This window comes from Georgenia phoenicis (assembly GCF_047302425.1).
Classification (GTDB): Bacteria; Actinomycetota; Actinomycetes; order Actinomycetales; family Actinomycetaceae; genus Oceanitalea.
Map to the genome: position 1 here is coordinate 3,449,184 of NZ_CP154855.1, position 15,900 is coordinate 3,465,083.

Here is a 15,900-nt window from a genome sequence, read left to right on the forward strand (position 1 = left end):
ACCGCCAGTTGTCGCAGGTGATCCCTACGCTGGGGGTCATGATCTTCACCGCTCTGCATCGCGCCCTCGGGGTCGCTCCTGGACCTCTGACGGACGAACTGCTGGATGCGGCGGTGAGCAGCGGAGTCATGGAGACGACCGACCTGGACTGGAAGTCAGAGCTGCCCCCGGCGAAGGGACTACCGCAAACAGACTTCCCCAAGGACGTTGCAGCGATGGCGAACAGCGGCGGCGGCGTCATCGTGTTCGGAGTACGCGAGTCGCAGAAGGCCGCGACAGAGCGAGTCGACGTCGGAGAGTTCGATGAAGCGTACGAGCGATCCCTGCGCTCCGCAGCGATCACCGCTATCTCCCCGCCCGTCTTCGGCCTCAACGTGCACCGCCTCGGAACGGAGGGTGCCCGCGCTGTCGTCGTGGAAGTGCCGGCAAGCGTTGACGGGCCACACCTGATCTACCGCAACGACTACTTCGGCGCTCCGGTGCGCAACGACTCCGACACCGTATGGATGAAGGAACGACAGATCGAGGCGATGTACCGAGCACGCTTCGATGAACGCCGCCACGCCAGCGAAGCGCTCGACAACCTGTATGCCGAGACCGCGGGCGGCCGCGCCACGAGCGAACGCGCCTGGCTGATCGCTGTCGCCCACCCGCGCGTCCCTCGCCTCCACAACCGCCTGACGCGCGACGGAGCGCGCGACGTACTGACCAAGGCCGAAGGCCTCGCCCTGTTCTACGCCGGACGTGGAGGTGTGCACCCGCTGGAAAACGTCGACCGGCACAACCCACGACCGGGATCGCGGCGCTGGGTCGCCGTCAACACCGCAACGGGCGACAGATCACAGTGGAAGGAAGCATGGGCAAGTCTCCACCACGACGGATCAGTCACGCTCGCAGCCGCAATCGGCGGCCACCGCATGAGTAGCGACGGGTACTTCGAGGGATCGCAGGTCCAGTCGGACGCGGTCGAGTGCGGCGTCGCAGGCCTGATGGCTCTCATCCGGACGACCGCCGACGCGACGGGCAACGACGAGTACGACGTGCGCGTCGGGATCGAGTGGACCGGATCAGAGGCCCTGACGATCCTCACGGTGGATAACTTCGGCCACTCCTACGGTGGTGTCTCCACACCGTTGCACCGCTACATGCCTGTCGAGAGCACCGTGAACGCGGCGGCTGCCGACCTTGACTTCTACTGGCGTGTTCACGACCTCGCTCAGGATTGCGTCAACCAAGGCGGCGTATCAAACGTGCGGCTGATCCGTCCGCCCGAGCGCGAGGAGGCATAGTTCTTCCGCCTCCTCTGCGGTGGGCGGCCCTCGTCCCGTAGGAGCTGGCTACGTCAACGTTGTCGGCGTGAGCGGCCAGCCCTGTCCGATCTCCGGAACGGATTCAGAGAGCACGGCGACCTCAGTGGCTTTGCCGACGCGATGCGCTGAGTAGTGGAGCTCAAACTCTCGACGCCGACGCGCCGCGTAGAGCTCCGCCACCTGTGGAGCGTTGTCATAGGTAAGAATCCACGGCCTGTCTGCGACGGAGTTGAGGACCCGCGCAAGGTCTTCGTGGTCGGTTGCAGAGAAGGCGTTGAGGTACAACGAACCGGCCTTCTCGAAGTAGGGCGGGTCGGCGTAGATGAAGACATCGTCCTTGGGAGCGTACTCAGCGATGACCTCAATACCATCGCGCGACGTCGGGACGATGTTGTCTGCATAGAGCGACAGTATTCGGATACGTTCAGCAAGGCCGTCCCGGTTGAAGCGGGCGTCGATCTTGTAATTACCCGTTTGGTCTAGCCCGCCGATCGGGCCGCCGTTGAGCACCCCGGACCTGTTCGTGCGATTGAGATAGAAGGTGGCAAATCCGAGCTGTGACAGATCGCTGGTGTCGGCGGCAACATAGATTTCGCGCTGCCGCCGCCACTCGGTGACGTCAAGCTTGGCCTTGTGGATTCGCTCGATCAGCCATCCGGGCTCGGACTGAACCGTAGTCCAGAATGCGTGGATAGCCGGGTCGAGGTCGTTGATGACGACGCGCTCGACTTGCCCCGTTACCAGGAGACTGAGACCGGCGCCGACTCCGCCCGCATACGGCTCGACGTAGGTGCAGCCTGCGAGGTCCATATCGCGGATCATCTTGCGCAGGCGCGAGTACAAGGCAGACTTTCCGCCCGGGTACCGGAGCGGTGAGATTCGCGGGCGTCGTGTGGACACCCCGATGGCGCTCGTGCTCATGGCTTCATCACGTATCTCATGATCGAGTCGATGGAGGCCCACATTGAGAACGTTTGGTCGGGATCGACTAGGAAGTGGTGGTTGTGGTTGATCGCATTGAGCGAGTCGCCTGAGTTCGTGTACGTAACGAGCTTCCCTGTCCTGACGCCCTCGATGACCTGGATCAGGTGCTTCGGGCCGTTCGCCTTGACGTGTTCCAAGAGCCAGTTCAGGGCGTGGCCAAGTTGGACACGGCCGTTCTGGTTGTTCCCGGAGCCCTTGATGTCGATCGACTTTGCCTCCGCATACGCCTTGATCGACTTTTCCAGTACGGCCCGGATCATTAGGAAGGTGGCGTTAGGGAACTTTTGCACGTCGACCTCAGACAGTTCGCCGAGCAGCAGTTTCAACCCTTCGGGGTAACTCGCGGGAGCCTTGATCTGCCCGAGGTCGAGGTTCCTGAGCTTCTTCTTGGCTGGACGCTTCCTCGGAGGCTTCGGCTCCGCGGTGCCAGGCGCAGCGCTCGGAGGTTCTCCGAGACCAGGTGCCCCCGTGGGCGGAGTCGGCTTAGCGCCGGGGCCACCGGGCGGTGGGTTGTTCCCTCCGTCGGGAGTCGTCCCTGTAGTTGGGGTTGTGGGGTTAGGCGGAGCTGCTTCTCCCGCGTCAGCAACGATCTGACGCAGTTCCTTCATCAGCTGCGTGTAGCGAGGACTTGAGACCGAGTTCAGGCTGCGCGTGTTGATGTTCTCGTCGTACATCCCGCGAACGATTGCCGTAGCAACATCTTTGAAGACTTCGTCCGAGAGCGTCTTCGTGACGTTGCCGTCTGAATCCATCGTAAGCCCCGTCAGGTCAAGGAACTCTTTCGACTCGTAGATGCGCGCCAGCGTCGATAGGCCCCTGGCCCACTTCTTTGTTGCAAGGAAGTCTTGAAGCTCGGCCTCGTCGTAATGCACGGACTTGAAGAGATTGATGATGTGCGCTCGAAAGACGAATTTGCGAACGTCGATCGTGGGATACCTAGTCAGAAGTTCACGGAGCTTCCTCCCCGCGTCGATCTGCGCCTGGAAGAACGCCGCCTGCCTGCTGGGACTCCAGGCCCGCCGCAGGTTCCCGGTGTGGATAGCCGCGATCAACTGATCCGCTTCGGTCTGGTTCGGTGCAACCATGACCCGGACCTTCGCGAGCGCAGAGCGGTCTGGCAGAAGGGCCGCCAGCGACGCGACTCGCGCCTGATAGTCGGGGACCAACATCGGGTTCTGGATGGCTTTGAGTGCAGCGAGCCTGCGGTTCCCCTCAACCATCACATACTTACCGCGTCGCTTTAGGACGACCGGCGTCTCGTGTGTCAGATAGCCGACCTTGCAGATGCCCTCGACAAGCGCTAACGCATCTTCGTTGACGAACAGGTCTTCAATGATGTCGGCCTCGACCTTCGCGTCGGCCACTTCAAGGCGAACGTTTTTTGGATCGAGTTGGATTTCTTTCAGGACGTCAAGCTCAACTTCGGGCCAGTTCGAAGTATCTAGCATTTGTCACCGCCTAGGACACTGTTCATCTCGGACAGTGCCGTCACGACCTCACTCATTGTGCTCTGCTCCTGCCTGCGGCAGTGAACCGCGGACGTACGCAAGGACATCGCTCCTCACGAAGCGCCAAGCGCGTCCCACCTTCTCTCCGGGCAGCGACCCCGCGCGGGCGAGTGAGAGCACTGTCTTGGTGGAGACACGCAAGAGCGCTGCCGCTTCATCAGCGGTCAGAACCTCGTTATCTTCCGGCATCTTCTCGTAGCCTCCTTGTACGGGACACATCTTCACGCTACCAGGTCGCGGGCTTCGTAGGTTGGCGTTCAGGCGCTACAAGGAGCGTCGGACCGGCCTAGTAGTAGCAGGCGATTGACGTGCGCTGTTCGGTTCTCTTTCGAGCGAGCGGGTTCGGTCAAGCGCAGCACGGGCGCGGGCGACGTCGATCTTCTGCGTCTCGGCTTCGGCGGGTGCTCCGAGGGGTGCGGGTCCGGTGATGCCGTAGCGGTCGCGGTAGGCGGCGATGGTGCGCGCGGCGTTCCGCCATGCCTGGGCCGCTCGTGCAGTCTTGGGTGGGGTTCCGAGTTTCGTGATCCACTCGTGTTTCTCGGTGAGTGCGGTGTCGAGGAGAGCATCGGCCCGGGCTTCGATGAGGTCGCGTCGCTCGGTCAGCGCTTGCCGCATCTCGGATGGCATGATGCCGGTGGCTTCGGGGATGAGGCCCACGATGAGACGTGGTGTTCTGCGTGCACGCCCGGCTCCCGCTGGCCTGGCGGTCGCGCGGGCAAGACGGTAGTGCAGGACCGCGGCGATGTCGTCGGCGTCCCCGAACCCGCGTGCTCGCACGAGGCGCGGCAGCAGGGTCTCGACGTCGTGCTGGTTGGCCTCGGCCCGACGGAGCTCGGCAGTCAGCGCTCCGAATGCGGGTGAGGCGATCGCGTCCTCGGCGTCGTCGTCGCTGAGCCCAGACGAGCGGACGAGCGCGGCCCAGCGGTCGTGTTGGGCGGCGGCGGCCAGGGTCTCGTACTCGGCGGTAAGCTGCGCGATCGAGGCCCAGGTGTCCTGCTCCGCAGTGATCGTCTCGTGCGCCGACAGCTCGGCACCGACGTGCTGCAGCACCCCGAACAACACGGACCGGGCTGTCGCCTCGGTGTTGTCGCCGGGGCGAGGGCCGTCGTGGGCGGGGTCGGGCTTGTCGACGGCGACGTAGGCGATGTTCTGCTCGCGCCCCCTCGTCATGGCGACATAGAACGTCTCTCTGGTCATCGACGCATCCGCCAGGACGTGCGAGGAGTCCACGGTGATGCCCTGCGCCCGGTATGACGTCACGGCGTAACCGAGATCGAGGTGTTCGGCCGCGTACTCGGCCGGGACCACGACCGAGGCGCCCCACGTGCGCCCTGCGCGGCGGAGGGTGAGAGCGCCGTCGTCACGGACCTCGGTGACCGTCCACCTATCGCCGTTGCGGACCCAGGACCGTCCCGCGCGGAGGCGGCGGTCGTTGCGGCGAGTGATGACCGTATCCCCGACCGCAGCCCTCATTCCGTCGTGCAGTTCGACCTCACGGCGGGCGTTCACGGTGCCGTCGAGGATCAGATCAGCGCGTGCCCGGTTGTTGAGCGCCTGGACGGACTCGTTCGAGGCGGTCACGAGCACACTGGCTCGCCCGGCGAGTGTGTCGTTGCGCCAGGCGGTGTAGGCGACGTCGATCATCTCCTCCGTCTCACCACCTCGGATGCGACCGTGTTCGGTGTAGGTGTCGATGACATCGGTGCGCCCATGCCGCAGCGCGAGGGACGCGGTCTTCTCCCACGGGTGGACGAACCGGTGCACGTCGACCAGCTCCGGGGCGTCGTCACGGTCGTGGACGAGGAGGGAGAACGCGCCACCGGCGGTGACGGACTGAAGCTGGGCGTGGTCCCCGACCAGCAGCACCTTCGCCCCGGCCTCCGCCGCCAAGGCGGTGATGCGGTCAAGGGAGAGCGTGCCCGCCAGCGATGCCTCGTCGACGATGACGAGCTGACCCTTGCGGAACGTCTCGCCGGCGCGGTCGTGAGTGTCGAGCCACTTGGCCGTGTTCTCGGTCTGGATGCCGAGGTCATCGGCCAGGACCTGCGCGGCGACCGCGGACGGCGCAAGCCCGACCACGCTGCCACGTCCGTGCTCGCGTTCCCACGCCCGCCGCAACGCTGACATCGCGGTGGTCTTCCCCGCCCCAGCAGGGCCGACCAGCACATCGACCACCCGGCCCGAGAGCGCGATCTTCGTCAGTGCGGCCGCCTGGTCGTCACCGAGCATCCGGCCCTTGCTGTCGGGCCGCTTCGTAACCCGTTCGACGGTGGTCAGCGGCACGGTCGGTGCGGTGGTGGTGTGGGCGCGTTCGAGGAGGCGGTCTTCGGCGGCCAGCAGCTCCTCGGAGGAGAACAGCGCGGAGTGCTTCGGCCGGAACACGCTCGTGCCGTCCGGTCGGCGGAACGCGGCCGGGCTGGATGCGAGCTCGGGCGGGGTCAGGCGCAGCGAAGCGGCTTCGGCGGCGTCTACGACCAGGCCGACGATAGCTTCGCGATCCTCTGTCGACGCGAACCGGTAGGCCATCGTCTGCCGCGCGGCCTCGGCAGTGAGGTTCCAGCGATGCCAGGTGGATCGCTTCTCACCGACCGCAGCCACAACGTCTGCCCCGAGCGAGTCGATCACATCCAACGGCACGTCGTCCGCGCGCAGCAGCAACGGCTCCTTGTTTGCCGTCACGCCGCGCGCCCACGAGGTCGTATCCGACCCGAGCACCTGCCCGGCCCGTTCCCGCCAGGAGGCGGTGAGGTCAGCCAGCGACCGGACTTCCTTCTCCGGCCGGGTCGAGAGGGTGGCCTGGGCGCGGAGCTTCATGATCGTCGCCGGCGACGGCCGCCGCCCATGCGCGTCGACGTACTGGCCGATGAGGCGGTCGGTCTCGGCATCAATGTGCCGGGCACGGGTGGAGAACTCCTTCACCATCGCCTCGGGCACCGCGGCGATCGCCCACGCGGGGTTGCGGTCGCGGCCCATGTCGCGCGCCTCCCACGAGACGCCAAACGAGCGAGTGAGGTGGTCAGCGAACACCGCCTCGTGCAGCTCGGAGAGGGCGACCACGGCGGCGTGCATCGGCCGCCCATCCAGCGACCGCCATTTGCCATCGAGGACGGTCTGCACCTTGTTGCTGATGACGACATGCGTGTGCAGGTGCGGGTCGCCCGCCCGGCTGTCGTAGTGATCGAACGCCGTGGCGACCAGACCTGCGACGTCGACCTGTGCAACCGCGCCGTCGCGGTCGGTTGCGCCGGTGCGGGTGGCTGCAACCTCCCGCTCCATGAACGCAACCACCTCCGCAACCGCAGCGTGATGCGCGTCCGCGATCAACGCCTGCGTCCCCGCGTCCGCGACCGCCCAGAGCACGCTGGCGGACTTCGGGATCGAGAACGTGAAGTCGAACCCCGCAACCGCCCGCCGCGTCCCGCGCCCGGCCTCCTCCGTGTCGATGGCCGCGACCGCCTCCGCGCGTGACGCCGGCCCGAGTGCGGGATCAAGCGCACTGGTACGTGCCTCGATCCGCTCGGCCACGGTTCGGTATTCGGGGTACGCGCGGCCCAGCGGTTCACCGGTGATCGGGTCTCGACCCATGCCGACCAGCAGCTGGAGCTGGGCTTCGGAGACCTGATCACCCACGCTGATCCGCCCGCCGCCGAGTGTGGCGACCCCGGCACCGAGCCAGCGACCGGGCGGGGTGCCCTCGGCGTTGTAGTAGCGCGTCAACGGAGTCGAGAGCGAGCGGTCGCCGTCGCCGGCCGCGACAGTGCGCAACAGGTACTTATACCCGTCACCCGCCGACATCACGCGCATCGAAACCGTCATCCGGCCCGCCCTCTCTGCCTGCTCACGAGGTGAGCAGCGGCCCGCCGAAGGCGGGCTCAACCTCGATCTGCAAGAGGCGTGGTGGCTCTGAGGGAGGCGGAGACGAAGGCTCCGTCAGAGGCCGGGCGCGGCGCGGTCAGCGAGGCACGGGAGGCACGGGAGGCGCGGGAGGCGCGGCGAGCACCTGGCAGATAACCAGCCCGGTCAGCGCTCGCAGAGGCAGCGACCGGGGATCACCGATCTGCCGGAGTCCTCATGCCGAACGCCAGCGACGAACCGGGCGACCGCCGCCTGCGGGTCGGGTCGCTGTTCTCCGGCTACGGCGGACTCGACCTCGCTGTCGAGGAGGTGTTCGACGCCCGCACGATCTGGTTCTCCGAGATCAACGAGCCCGTCGCCCGCGTCTTCGCCCACCACTGGCCCGACGCCCCCAACCTCGGCGACATCACCACCATCGACTGGAACACTGAAACCCGGGGCGCTTCAGAGGGAGTCCTCGGTGCACAGCGGCCAGGTCGGGCAGCCCAGCCCGGATGCGGTAAGCCTGACCGCCCCGCCGGTCGCGACGATCAGGATGTTCGCGGCCAGGGAGAGCTTCGCCCACACGAGCGGTCGGGCACGGACCCATTCCCACAGCCGCGCCCGCCAACCATCGCCCCGCCCGGCGACGTGGGGCGTGTCGAGGGGGCGGGTTTCAGGCACGGCGGTAGCGGCGTGCGCGGATGAACGAGGTCACCCCGAGAACCAGGTAGACCAGCAGCGCGACGAAGGTCAGGGTGCTGGCGATGACCGCTATAGGGCGCTCTGCGGTGCCCCCGAGGAGCTCCCCGAGCTTGAGGACGTTCATGAGCGTGCCGGCCAGGCCGACGAGCGCGACTGCCAGCGCCGCATGGATCGCGTGCCGGTGCGCCGCCTCTTTCCGGGAGATGAGTCCGGCGATCACCAGCAGGATGCCGAGGGCTGCGGGGATCAGCGCGGTGAGGCTGGATGCCCCCGACGCGATGTAGGCGACTATCCCGATCACAGTCACGACTGCCCCGGTCCCGATCGTCCACTTCGTCATGCTGTCGTTCCTCTCCACACACGGTTACTGTACCATTTAGTATAGTCTAGTGGTTGGTGAGGTACGGCGTCGATACGGAGGAGGCGGCACGGTGGTGAGGCCGAGTAAGAAGTCTGCGATCGTCGAGGCGGCGATGCGGGTCGCTGAGGAGCAGGGGCTGTCTGCGGTGACGATCGACGCTGTCGCCGAGCAGGCGGGCATCACCAAGGGGGGCCTGCTGTATCACTTCCCGAGCCGGACGGCACTGCTGAGTGGGGTGTATGAGCAGTTGGCGGCCGACTGGGAGAAGGAGATGGTCTCAGCCGCCGGGAAACCCGCTTCTGAGGCGACCCGTGCTGAGCGGTTGGCGGCGTATGTGCGGGTCGCCCGGTCGATGACCCGCGCGGAACTGGTGTTCATGGCTGACGGCGCCGCGCACCGTGACCTCTTCGCACCCTGTGCGGAAGTGGCCGCGCGGTGGACGACCCCGCTCCCTCAGCCCGGCGTGGACGACAGGTATCCGCGGGAGGAGCTGCGGATGCTGACCGCACGGATGGCCGCCGACGGGCTGTGGAGCTACGAAGCCCTCACCGGGGAGCCCATCCCGCAGGCTCTGCGGGTGCAGCTCCTGGAACACATCGCCGCCTCCCTGGACACCACCAGCACGGACTCTGCGCGATGAACACAAGAATCTATGGCAACCGGCCGGGCGCAATGATCGAAAGAACTCCTGACACAAGAAGGCATCCCCGCACATGAACACTGTGAACACTCAAGCGTCATCGCTGTCATCGCGGCGGTGGGTGCTGCTGGTGACTGTCGCGTTCGGCCTGTTGCTGATCACGCTCGACAACTCGATCCTCTACACCGCCCTGCCCACCCTGACGGTGGACCTGGGCGCGTCGGCCTCCCAAGGCCTGTGGATCATCAACGCCTACCCGCTGGTGATGGCGGGCCTGCTGCTGGGGTCGGGAACCTTGGGTGACCGGTTCGGGCATCGCCGTCTCTTCCTGGTCGGTCTCACGCTCTTCGGGGCGGCGTCGCTGGTGGCCGCGTTCTCCCCGACACCGGAGGTCCTGATCGGTGCGCGTGCGCTCCTCGCGGTGGGGGCGGCGTGCATGATGCCCGCCACTCTCGCGCTGATCCGGCTCGGGTTCGATGACGTGCGGGAGCGGAACATCGCGATCGCGATCTGGGGCAGCATCTCCGTGGTCGGCGCCGCGCTCGGACCCATCGTCGGGGGTGCACTGTTGGAGCGGTTCTGGTGGGGGTCGGTGTTCCTCATCAACATCCCCGTCGTGATCGCAGCCCTCATCCTCACCCCGCTCGTCGTCCCTGCAGGAACCCGGGACCGGGCGAAGAAGTGGGATGCGATCTCCTCCCTCTACGCCCTCCTCACCCTCACCGGCGCGGTCCTCGCGATCAAAGAAGCCGCCCACACCCCGCAGAACTGGGCGATCGTCGCAGGCGCCACGGTCGTCGCGGCCATCGGCGGTGTCCTGTTCACCAGACGCCAGCTCCGCTCGAACGATCCGCTGCTGGACTTCGGGGTGTTCCGCAACCGCGCGTTCAGCGCCGGGATCATCACCGCAGCGACCGCAATGTTCGCCATCGGCGGCATCCAACTGGTCACCACGCAACGCTTCCAACTCGTCGACGGGTTCACCCCACTCCAAGCAGGACTCCTCGTGGCCGCTGTCGCGATCGGGGCTCTGCCCACCGGGATTCTCGGCGGCGCGTTCCTGCACAGGCTCGGGCTGCGCATCATCATCAGCGGAGGCTTCACCCTCGCCACAATCGGCATGATCATCACCCTCATCGGAGTGCAGACCGCGTTCCCGGTATTCGTGGCCGGGCTCGCCGTCACCGGCGCCGGATTGGGGGCCACGATGTCAGTCGCATCGACCGCGATCGTGGGGAACGTCCCCCCACGCAAGGCCGGTATGGCAGCCTCGGTCGAGGAAGTGTCCTACGAGTTCGGCAGCCTCATCGCCGTCGCCGTCCTCGGCAGCCTCCTCTCCCTCTTCTACACCTCCCGCATCCACCTCCCCCAGGGCGCCCCTGCCGAAGCCGCCGACAGCATCGCCACCGCCCGCGACCTCGCCAGCGACCATCCGGGCCTGCTCGACGCCGCCGCTATCGCGTTCAACAGCGGCTACACGACCATCATGATCATCATCGCCGTCGTGATCGCCGCAGGCGTCATCACCACCGGGTGGCTGCTCCGACAGTACGGACCCGGCAGCACCGCCTCCGCCTACGAAGACAACACCCACTAAGCCTCGCGCTAAGAGGATCACGACCTATGGATTGTCACCACCGCAACCACGCCGCGGAGCATCAATGACACACACGCCCTCACGAAACGAACGCTTCTTCCGACTCGCCTTCCGCACCACCGCGCTCATCGAAGGCATCAGCTGGCTCGGCATGCTCACCGCCCTCGCTATCAAATACCCCCTCCACGGCAGCCCCCTACCCGTCACCATCTGGGGGGTGGGTGCACGGAATCGCATGGATCGCCTTCGTCCTCGCCTGCGTCGCCGCCGCCATCCGCTTCCGCTGGACCTGGTGGGCACTCCCCACCGGCATCATCGCCTCGATGCTCCCGTTCCTCACCGTCCCCTTCGACCTCTGGATGGAAAGAACCGGGCGACTCTCGACAGCGAACCGACCTGCCAACCACGTACAAACAACGGCTCCTCACCCCCTCACCAAGGAAGAGGCATCAAAAGACGTTTCTACGAAATGATATCAACCGCATTCAATAGAGTCTTAAGAAAGGACTCCCTGCGCTGATAGCGGCTGTTGCCATGTCACCCGCACATAGGAACAACGCGCGAGAACTGTGAGAGCAAGCGAATACCGCGATCCACATGAAGGGTCGTCTACGAGACCAGACAACCCCGGCACGAGGTTAATCAATCGCGGCGCACGGCTTCTGACGGCGATCGAAATCTCCCGCAGCGCAATGACCAGGCGAGTGATTCCTGCGGAGATAAAGATCCTGCACATTCTTGAGGGCGCAGCTGAAATCTCGACGGCACAGGGCCGGTACCTTCTCATGCCTGGCATGGCCTTGGCTCTAGGAGCTGGTGAATGGTGCCAGATGCGTCCGAGGCAATACGTCCGACTCTGGGCGGTGTACAGCGATGAACGCTTCTTGCGTGAACAGATGGCATGGTTCCTTCCCGACAAGACGCGGCTCCGCGCTGGCGTGCATCCTCACGACTGGGACGGGAGCCCACTCGTTCTGCATCCTGGTGTGTCTACCCTGCGCCGTGTCGAACCGATCTGGCGGCAGCTGAGCGTACTCGGCAACGGCACGAAGTCACCGGAGGTGGTGGCAGTACGTACCGTAGAACTGTTCGCCGGTTGGGTAGGCCTTGTGACTCCCGCGTTCCTCGCGCCGGATGCGGCCGCCAACTCAGATGGTACTGAGTTGAGCCAGGCAGGCGGGCTACTCATGTCGATCTCCTTGGCCGGACACGTGGGACGTGCAGTGCAGCTTCTGCGTGACCGCATGGCTGAGTCGTGGACGACTACGGCCCTCGCGCGTTCCGTCGCCGTCTCCCGTACTCACTTAACCCGCCTGTTCGTTGCCTGTACCGGCTTTCCACCGATGCGTTACCTCACGGAGATACGGCTGACAGAGTTCACCCGGCTCATTGATGAGACTGACTGGACTGTGGCACGTGCTGCGGGCGCAGTCGGCTGGCGCGATCCCCGGGTCGCCTCACGCTGGTTCTCCCGCCGCTACGGCATCACGCCATCGCAGTACCGCGCCAGCGGGCGTCCCGAAGGACGCCAAGCAAACCCTCCGCACTCACCGGCAGGCTGACTCGTCAACCCCCTCGACTCGCCGTATGTCGCGTACTTCTCGTCGTGTGAACCCTGAGCACTTGAAGGACTTCGACTCTACGCCGCACCGCAGGTAAACCGGATGAGACACGTCGGGTTCATCGTGGAGCCTGGCGGTCGCCACGCTCTGTTCCGTCCGTCTCGTTCCTGATCTCCCCGGCGCACCTAATGGTCGCAGGGGTCACCGGCTTGTGCCGTTGGCCTTGCCGGGAGGAGGTCACAGGTGGCGACGGACGAGGAGGCACGGGCTACGCGCGACGCGAAGCTCGAACAGCTCCATGAGCGGTTGACGGCTGCGGTCGACCTGCTTGTGTCGGGTGAGGATTGGAAGCGTGCGCTGGAGTTCGCTGCTCGGTTCCGGGCGCGCTCGTTCCGCAACACGCTGCTGATCCTCGCCCAGCATCTCGATGCTTACGAGCAGGGTCGTGTCGCGTCGCCGGAGCCGTCCTATGTCGCGGGCTATAAGCAGTGGCAGTCGCTGGGTCGGCAGGTGGAGCGGGGTCAGGCGGGGTATGTGATCTTCGCGCCGGTGACGGGTCGGTTCGCGTCGAGTAATCCGGCTGATTCTGAGTCGTGGCGGCGGCTGGGCCGGTTCGAGAAGCCGAAGCCCGGCGAGGTGGTGCGTTCCCGGATGGTCGGCGCGAAGCCCGCCTACGTCTGGGATGTGTCGCAGACCAGCGGTGATCCCGTGCCCGAGCGCCCTGCCCCGACGCTCCTGGAAGGCGAGGCGCCCGACGGGCTGTGGGCAGGGCTTGCCTCCTTGGTGGAGGCCGAAGGGTTCACGGTGACGCGCGTCGCGGATGAGCGGGAGATTCGTGGCGCGAACGGTGTCACGGACTACACGAACCGCACGGTGGCGGTGCGGTCGAACATGGACGACGCCGCGCAGGTGAAGACACTCGCGCACGAACTCGCACATGTGAAGCTCCACGGCCCCGACAACCCGGATGCGACCGGGCATCGCGGGATCGGTGAAGTCGAGGCGGAGTCGGTGGCGCTGATGATCGGTGCCGCGCACGGCATGGACACCACCGCCTACACGATCCCGTATATCTCCGGGTGGGCGGGTACGGTCAAGGACAAGGACCCGGCCGAGGTCGTGCAGGCCACCGGTGAACGCGTCCGCAAGACCGCCGGGGCGATCCTCGATGCCCTCGACACCGTCCAGGTCGGCACGGGCGACCCACCCGGCCTGACCCGTGAGTCCGCCACCCCGTCGCGAGGGGCCGGGGCGGAGCGAACAGTTCCGGCACTGGTCGAGCCAGCGCGTTCCTCGCGTGCGGCGGATGCCGTGGTGAGGGGGCTGTGATGAGCGTCGCCAGCGTCCTTGCCTCCCTCAGCGGGCTCCCGCTTCCGCAAGCCGCCGCGCGGCTCGCGGCGGCGGGGGTGCCGGTGTTCCCGTGCGTGCCGGGCGAGAAGCGTCCGCTCACCCGGCATGGGTTCCATGAGGCGAGCGTTGACCTGGCGCAGGTTGTGGCGTGGTGGCATCGCTGGCCGTCCGCGAACATCGGCGTCCCCACCGGCACCGCGTCTGGGGTCGATGTCGTGGATGTGGACCGCAAGCCGGACGGGAACGGGTTCGACGCCTTCGGTCGTGCCCGCCGGGCGGGGCTCGTGGAGGGGTGGGTGGCGGTGGTGCGCACGCCGTCCGGTGGTGCGCATTTCTACTACCCGGCCGACCCCGGCCGGTCGCAGCCGTCGTGGCAGGCGGCCGCGGCACGTGTCGACTTCCGTGGCACCGGCGGGTACGTCATCGTCCCTCCCTCCGACGTCATGACCGTCCACGGCCCGGCCGGGTACTCGCTCACCGCGCACGGTAACCGGGAGCCGCGCCCGGTGGATGCGGCGGCGCTGCGGGACTTCCTCGATCCGCGTCCCGAGCCCGTCGTGCATCGGGCGCGGGGCCCTGTTCGTTCGGAGGACGCGAAGCGGCTGGCCGACTGGGTGGGCATGCGCGCGGAGGGCGAACGCAACCGTGGCCTGTTCTGGGCCTCCTGCCGCCTCGCGGAGGCGGGGTTGTCTCTGCCGGAGATGGTCGATGCGCTCGCCCCGGCGGGTGAGCGGGTCGGGTTGCCGCCGCGGGAGGTCGTCACGACGATCCGCTCCGCCTACCGCGCCACCCACGTCCAACCCGCACCATCCAGCGTGGTACGGGACGATGATCTGCGGCGCGTGCCGCGTCTTGCAGGGCAGGTGCTCTCATGAACCCGCAGGCGCCGGCACCTGTGCGGTCGCGGGGTGGCCGGGTGGCGGTGGCGACGGCGGTCGCCGGGACGGTGTTCATCGCTGCAGGTGCGTTCTGGCTCTCCTTCACCGCTCTGGCGGACCTTGCCCGCCGCTCCGGGATCGATGCGGGGCAGGCGTGGGCGTGGCCGCTGATCGTGGACGGGATCATCGTCGTCGCAACCGTTGCCGTCGTCGCGCTCGCTCGGCAGCGGTCGGCTTGGTATCCGTGGGTGCTGCTCGCTGCGGGTGCGCTGGTGTCGGTGACGGCGAACGCGATCCATGCCGTCGTCGCCGCCGATGCCGATGTGCCCGGGGTGCTGGCGGCGTCGGTGGCGGCGGTGCCGCCGCTGGTGCTGCTTGCGATCACGCACCTCACCGTCATCCTCACCCGACCGGCCTCCGAGGCCGCCAAGCCACATCTCGCCGACGAGGACGAGCCGACGCCGGAGAGCGGTCTGTCCGAGCTGCAGGCCGTTATTCCCACACCGGGGTCGGAGCAGACGCCCGCGCGGGAGGTGGCGGGGCGGTTGCGAGATGAGGAGGGCTGGTCGAACAAAGCGATCGCCCGGCACCTCGGCGTGCACCCCTCCACCGTGGGCCGCTGGTTCGCACGCCCCGAACTCACCACCCGTGACGAACAGGAGACGCCATGAACGACGACCAGCACACGTACGTCGAGCCCACCGCTACGGCGCTGCACGAGCGAGACCATGACCGTGCTGAGGAGACGCCGCGTGAAAGCGAGGCGTCGGCGCTGGCCCGGCACCGCGACCCGTCACTGGCCAAAGACTCGACGGCGAAGGACGCGGCGACGAGAGCGCGTGCTGGTGTGGAGTGGGTGCGTCCGACTGATCTGATGGCGTCGCGTTCGGCGCGGATAGTGGGGCGGGGTATCGATTTTCAGGCCGAGCTCGCCCGCCGCGCCCGCCGGGTACCTGGTCAGGCGTATCGGGCGACCCGTGACGGGGCACGGTCGGGTGCGCGGTTCGTGAGCGAGCGGGCACGGAAGCTGCCGCCGGTGACCGCGTTCGGTCGTGGTGGCGGGGAGCGGTTCTCATGGGTGTCGCGCTCCGGGATCGGGCTCGGGTAACCGCCATGCACGCCCCCAGCCAACGTCTGAGCGCGCCTGCTGGGGAGCGTGTGCGCACCTGCC

The 15,900-nt window shown here is 66.8% G+C and carries 14 protein-coding genes and 2 pseudogenes; 10 read left to right on the plus strand and 6 right to left on the minus strand.

The window, feature by feature from the left end; all coding sequences use genetic code 11:
• The first annotated feature begins 38 nt into the window (after positions 1 to 38).
• The gene (locus tag AA0005_RS16245) at positions 39 to 1,289 is read left to right on the plus strand and encodes a helix-turn-helix domain-containing protein (protein WP_144317177.1); all 1,251 of its coding nucleotides are present in this window, start codon (positions 39 to 41) and stop codon (positions 1,287 to 1,289) included.
• Positions 1,290 to 1,337: 48 nt separating this feature from the next.
• Here the strand turns inward: AA0005_RS16245 and AA0005_RS16250 are convergent, their stop codons facing one another.
• From AA0005_RS16250 to mobF, 4 genes are read right to left on the minus strand one after another with little or no spacing between them, the layout of a single operon-like run.
• Positions 1,338 to 2,231 carry a DNA adenine methylase gene (locus AA0005_RS16250; RefSeq protein WP_144317178.1) on the minus strand — a complete coding sequence of 298 codons (894 nt, stop codon included), beginning with the start codon at positions 2,229 to 2,231 and terminating at the stop codon, positions 1,338 to 1,340.
• Positions 2,228 to 3,742 (minus strand): hypothetical protein, encoded by a 1,515-nt coding sequence (locus AA0005_RS16255; protein ID WP_144317179.1) that lies wholly within the window; start codon positions 3,740 to 3,742, stop codon positions 2,228 to 2,230. The genes AA0005_RS16250 and AA0005_RS16255 overlap by 4 nt, the downstream gene beginning before the upstream one ends.
• Positions 3,743 to 3,790: 48 nt before the next feature.
• Positions 3,791 to 4,021 (minus strand): helix-turn-helix domain-containing protein, encoded by a 231-nt coding sequence (locus AA0005_RS16260; protein WP_313420503.1) that lies wholly within the window; start codon positions 4,019 to 4,021, stop codon positions 3,791 to 3,793.
• Between the two features lie 45 nt (positions 4,022 to 4,066).
• Positions 4,067 to 7,618 (minus strand): MobF family relaxase, encoded by a 3,552-nt coding sequence (mobF, locus tag AA0005_RS16265; protein ID WP_259914337.1) that lies wholly within the window; start codon positions 7,616 to 7,618, stop codon positions 4,067 to 4,069.
• Positions 7,619 to 7,873: 255 nt separating this feature from the next.
• Here mobF and AA0005_RS16270 point away from each other — a divergent pair.
• Positions 7,874 to 8,068 (plus strand): annotated as a pseudogene (locus AA0005_RS16270) (DNA cytosine methyltransferase); the annotation flags it as partial.
• A gap of 33 nt (positions 8,069 to 8,101) precedes the next feature.
• Here AA0005_RS16270 and AA0005_RS16275 read toward each other — a convergent pair.
• The gene (locus tag AA0005_RS16275; protein ID WP_376783098.1) at positions 8,102 to 8,320 is read right to left on the minus strand and encodes a COX15/CtaA family protein; all 219 of its coding nucleotides are present in this window, start codon (positions 8,318 to 8,320) and stop codon (positions 8,102 to 8,104) included.
• On the minus strand, positions 8,313 to 8,681 hold the full coding sequence (locus AA0005_RS16280; RefSeq protein WP_144317182.1) for a hypothetical protein: 369 nt from the start codon (positions 8,679 to 8,681) through the stop codon (positions 8,313 to 8,315). The genes AA0005_RS16275 and AA0005_RS16280 overlap by 8 nt, the downstream gene beginning before the upstream one ends.
• 94 nt (positions 8,682 to 8,775) lie before the next feature.
• Here AA0005_RS16280 and AA0005_RS16285 point away from each other — a divergent pair, with 94 nt between their 5' ends.
• From AA0005_RS16285 to AA0005_RS16320, 8 genes and pseudogenes are all read left to right on the plus strand, one after another.
• Positions 8,776 to 9,342, plus strand: coding sequence for a TetR/AcrR family transcriptional regulator (locus tag AA0005_RS16285; protein WP_280559908.1), 567 nt, complete (start codon positions 8,776 to 8,778; stop codon positions 9,340 to 9,342).
• Between the two features lie 73 nt (positions 9,343 to 9,415).
• A complete protein-coding gene (locus AA0005_RS16290) occupies positions 9,416 to 10,939 on the plus strand; it encodes an MFS transporter (RefSeq protein WP_144317184.1) in 1,524 nt (507 codons plus the stop codon).
• Between the two features lie 209 nt (positions 10,940 to 11,148).
• A pseudogene (locus AA0005_RS16295) lies at positions 11,149 to 11,412 on the plus strand (DUF3817 domain-containing protein); the annotation flags it as partial.
• A 231-nt stretch (positions 11,413 to 11,643) separates the two neighbouring features.
• Positions 11,644 to 12,501 (plus strand): AraC family transcriptional regulator, encoded by an 858-nt coding sequence (locus AA0005_RS16300; protein WP_186366105.1) that lies wholly within the window; start codon positions 11,644 to 11,646, stop codon positions 12,499 to 12,501.
• A gap of 243 nt (positions 12,502 to 12,744) precedes the next feature.
• The gene (locus AA0005_RS16305; RefSeq protein WP_144317187.1) at positions 12,745 to 13,830 is read left to right on the plus strand and encodes an ArdC-like ssDNA-binding domain-containing protein; all 1,086 of its coding nucleotides are present in this window, start codon (positions 12,745 to 12,747) and stop codon (positions 13,828 to 13,830) included.
• Positions 13,830 to 14,726: a bifunctional DNA primase/polymerase gene (locus AA0005_RS16310; protein WP_413451168.1), complete on the plus strand. Its 897-nt coding sequence runs from the start codon at positions 13,830 to 13,832 to the stop codon at positions 14,724 to 14,726. The genes AA0005_RS16305 and AA0005_RS16310 overlap by 1 nt, the downstream gene beginning before the upstream one ends.
• A complete protein-coding gene (locus AA0005_RS16315) occupies positions 14,723 to 15,400 on the plus strand; it encodes a DUF2637 domain-containing protein (protein ID WP_186366106.1) in 678 nt (225 codons plus the stop codon). Before AA0005_RS16310 ends, AA0005_RS16315 begins: the two co-directional genes overlap by 4 nt.
• A complete protein-coding gene (locus AA0005_RS16320) occupies positions 15,397 to 15,837 on the plus strand; it encodes a hypothetical protein (protein ID WP_144317189.1) in 441 nt (146 codons plus the stop codon). Before AA0005_RS16315 ends, AA0005_RS16320 begins: the two co-directional genes overlap by 4 nt.
• The last annotated feature ends 63 nt before the right edge of the window (positions 15,838 to 15,900 follow it).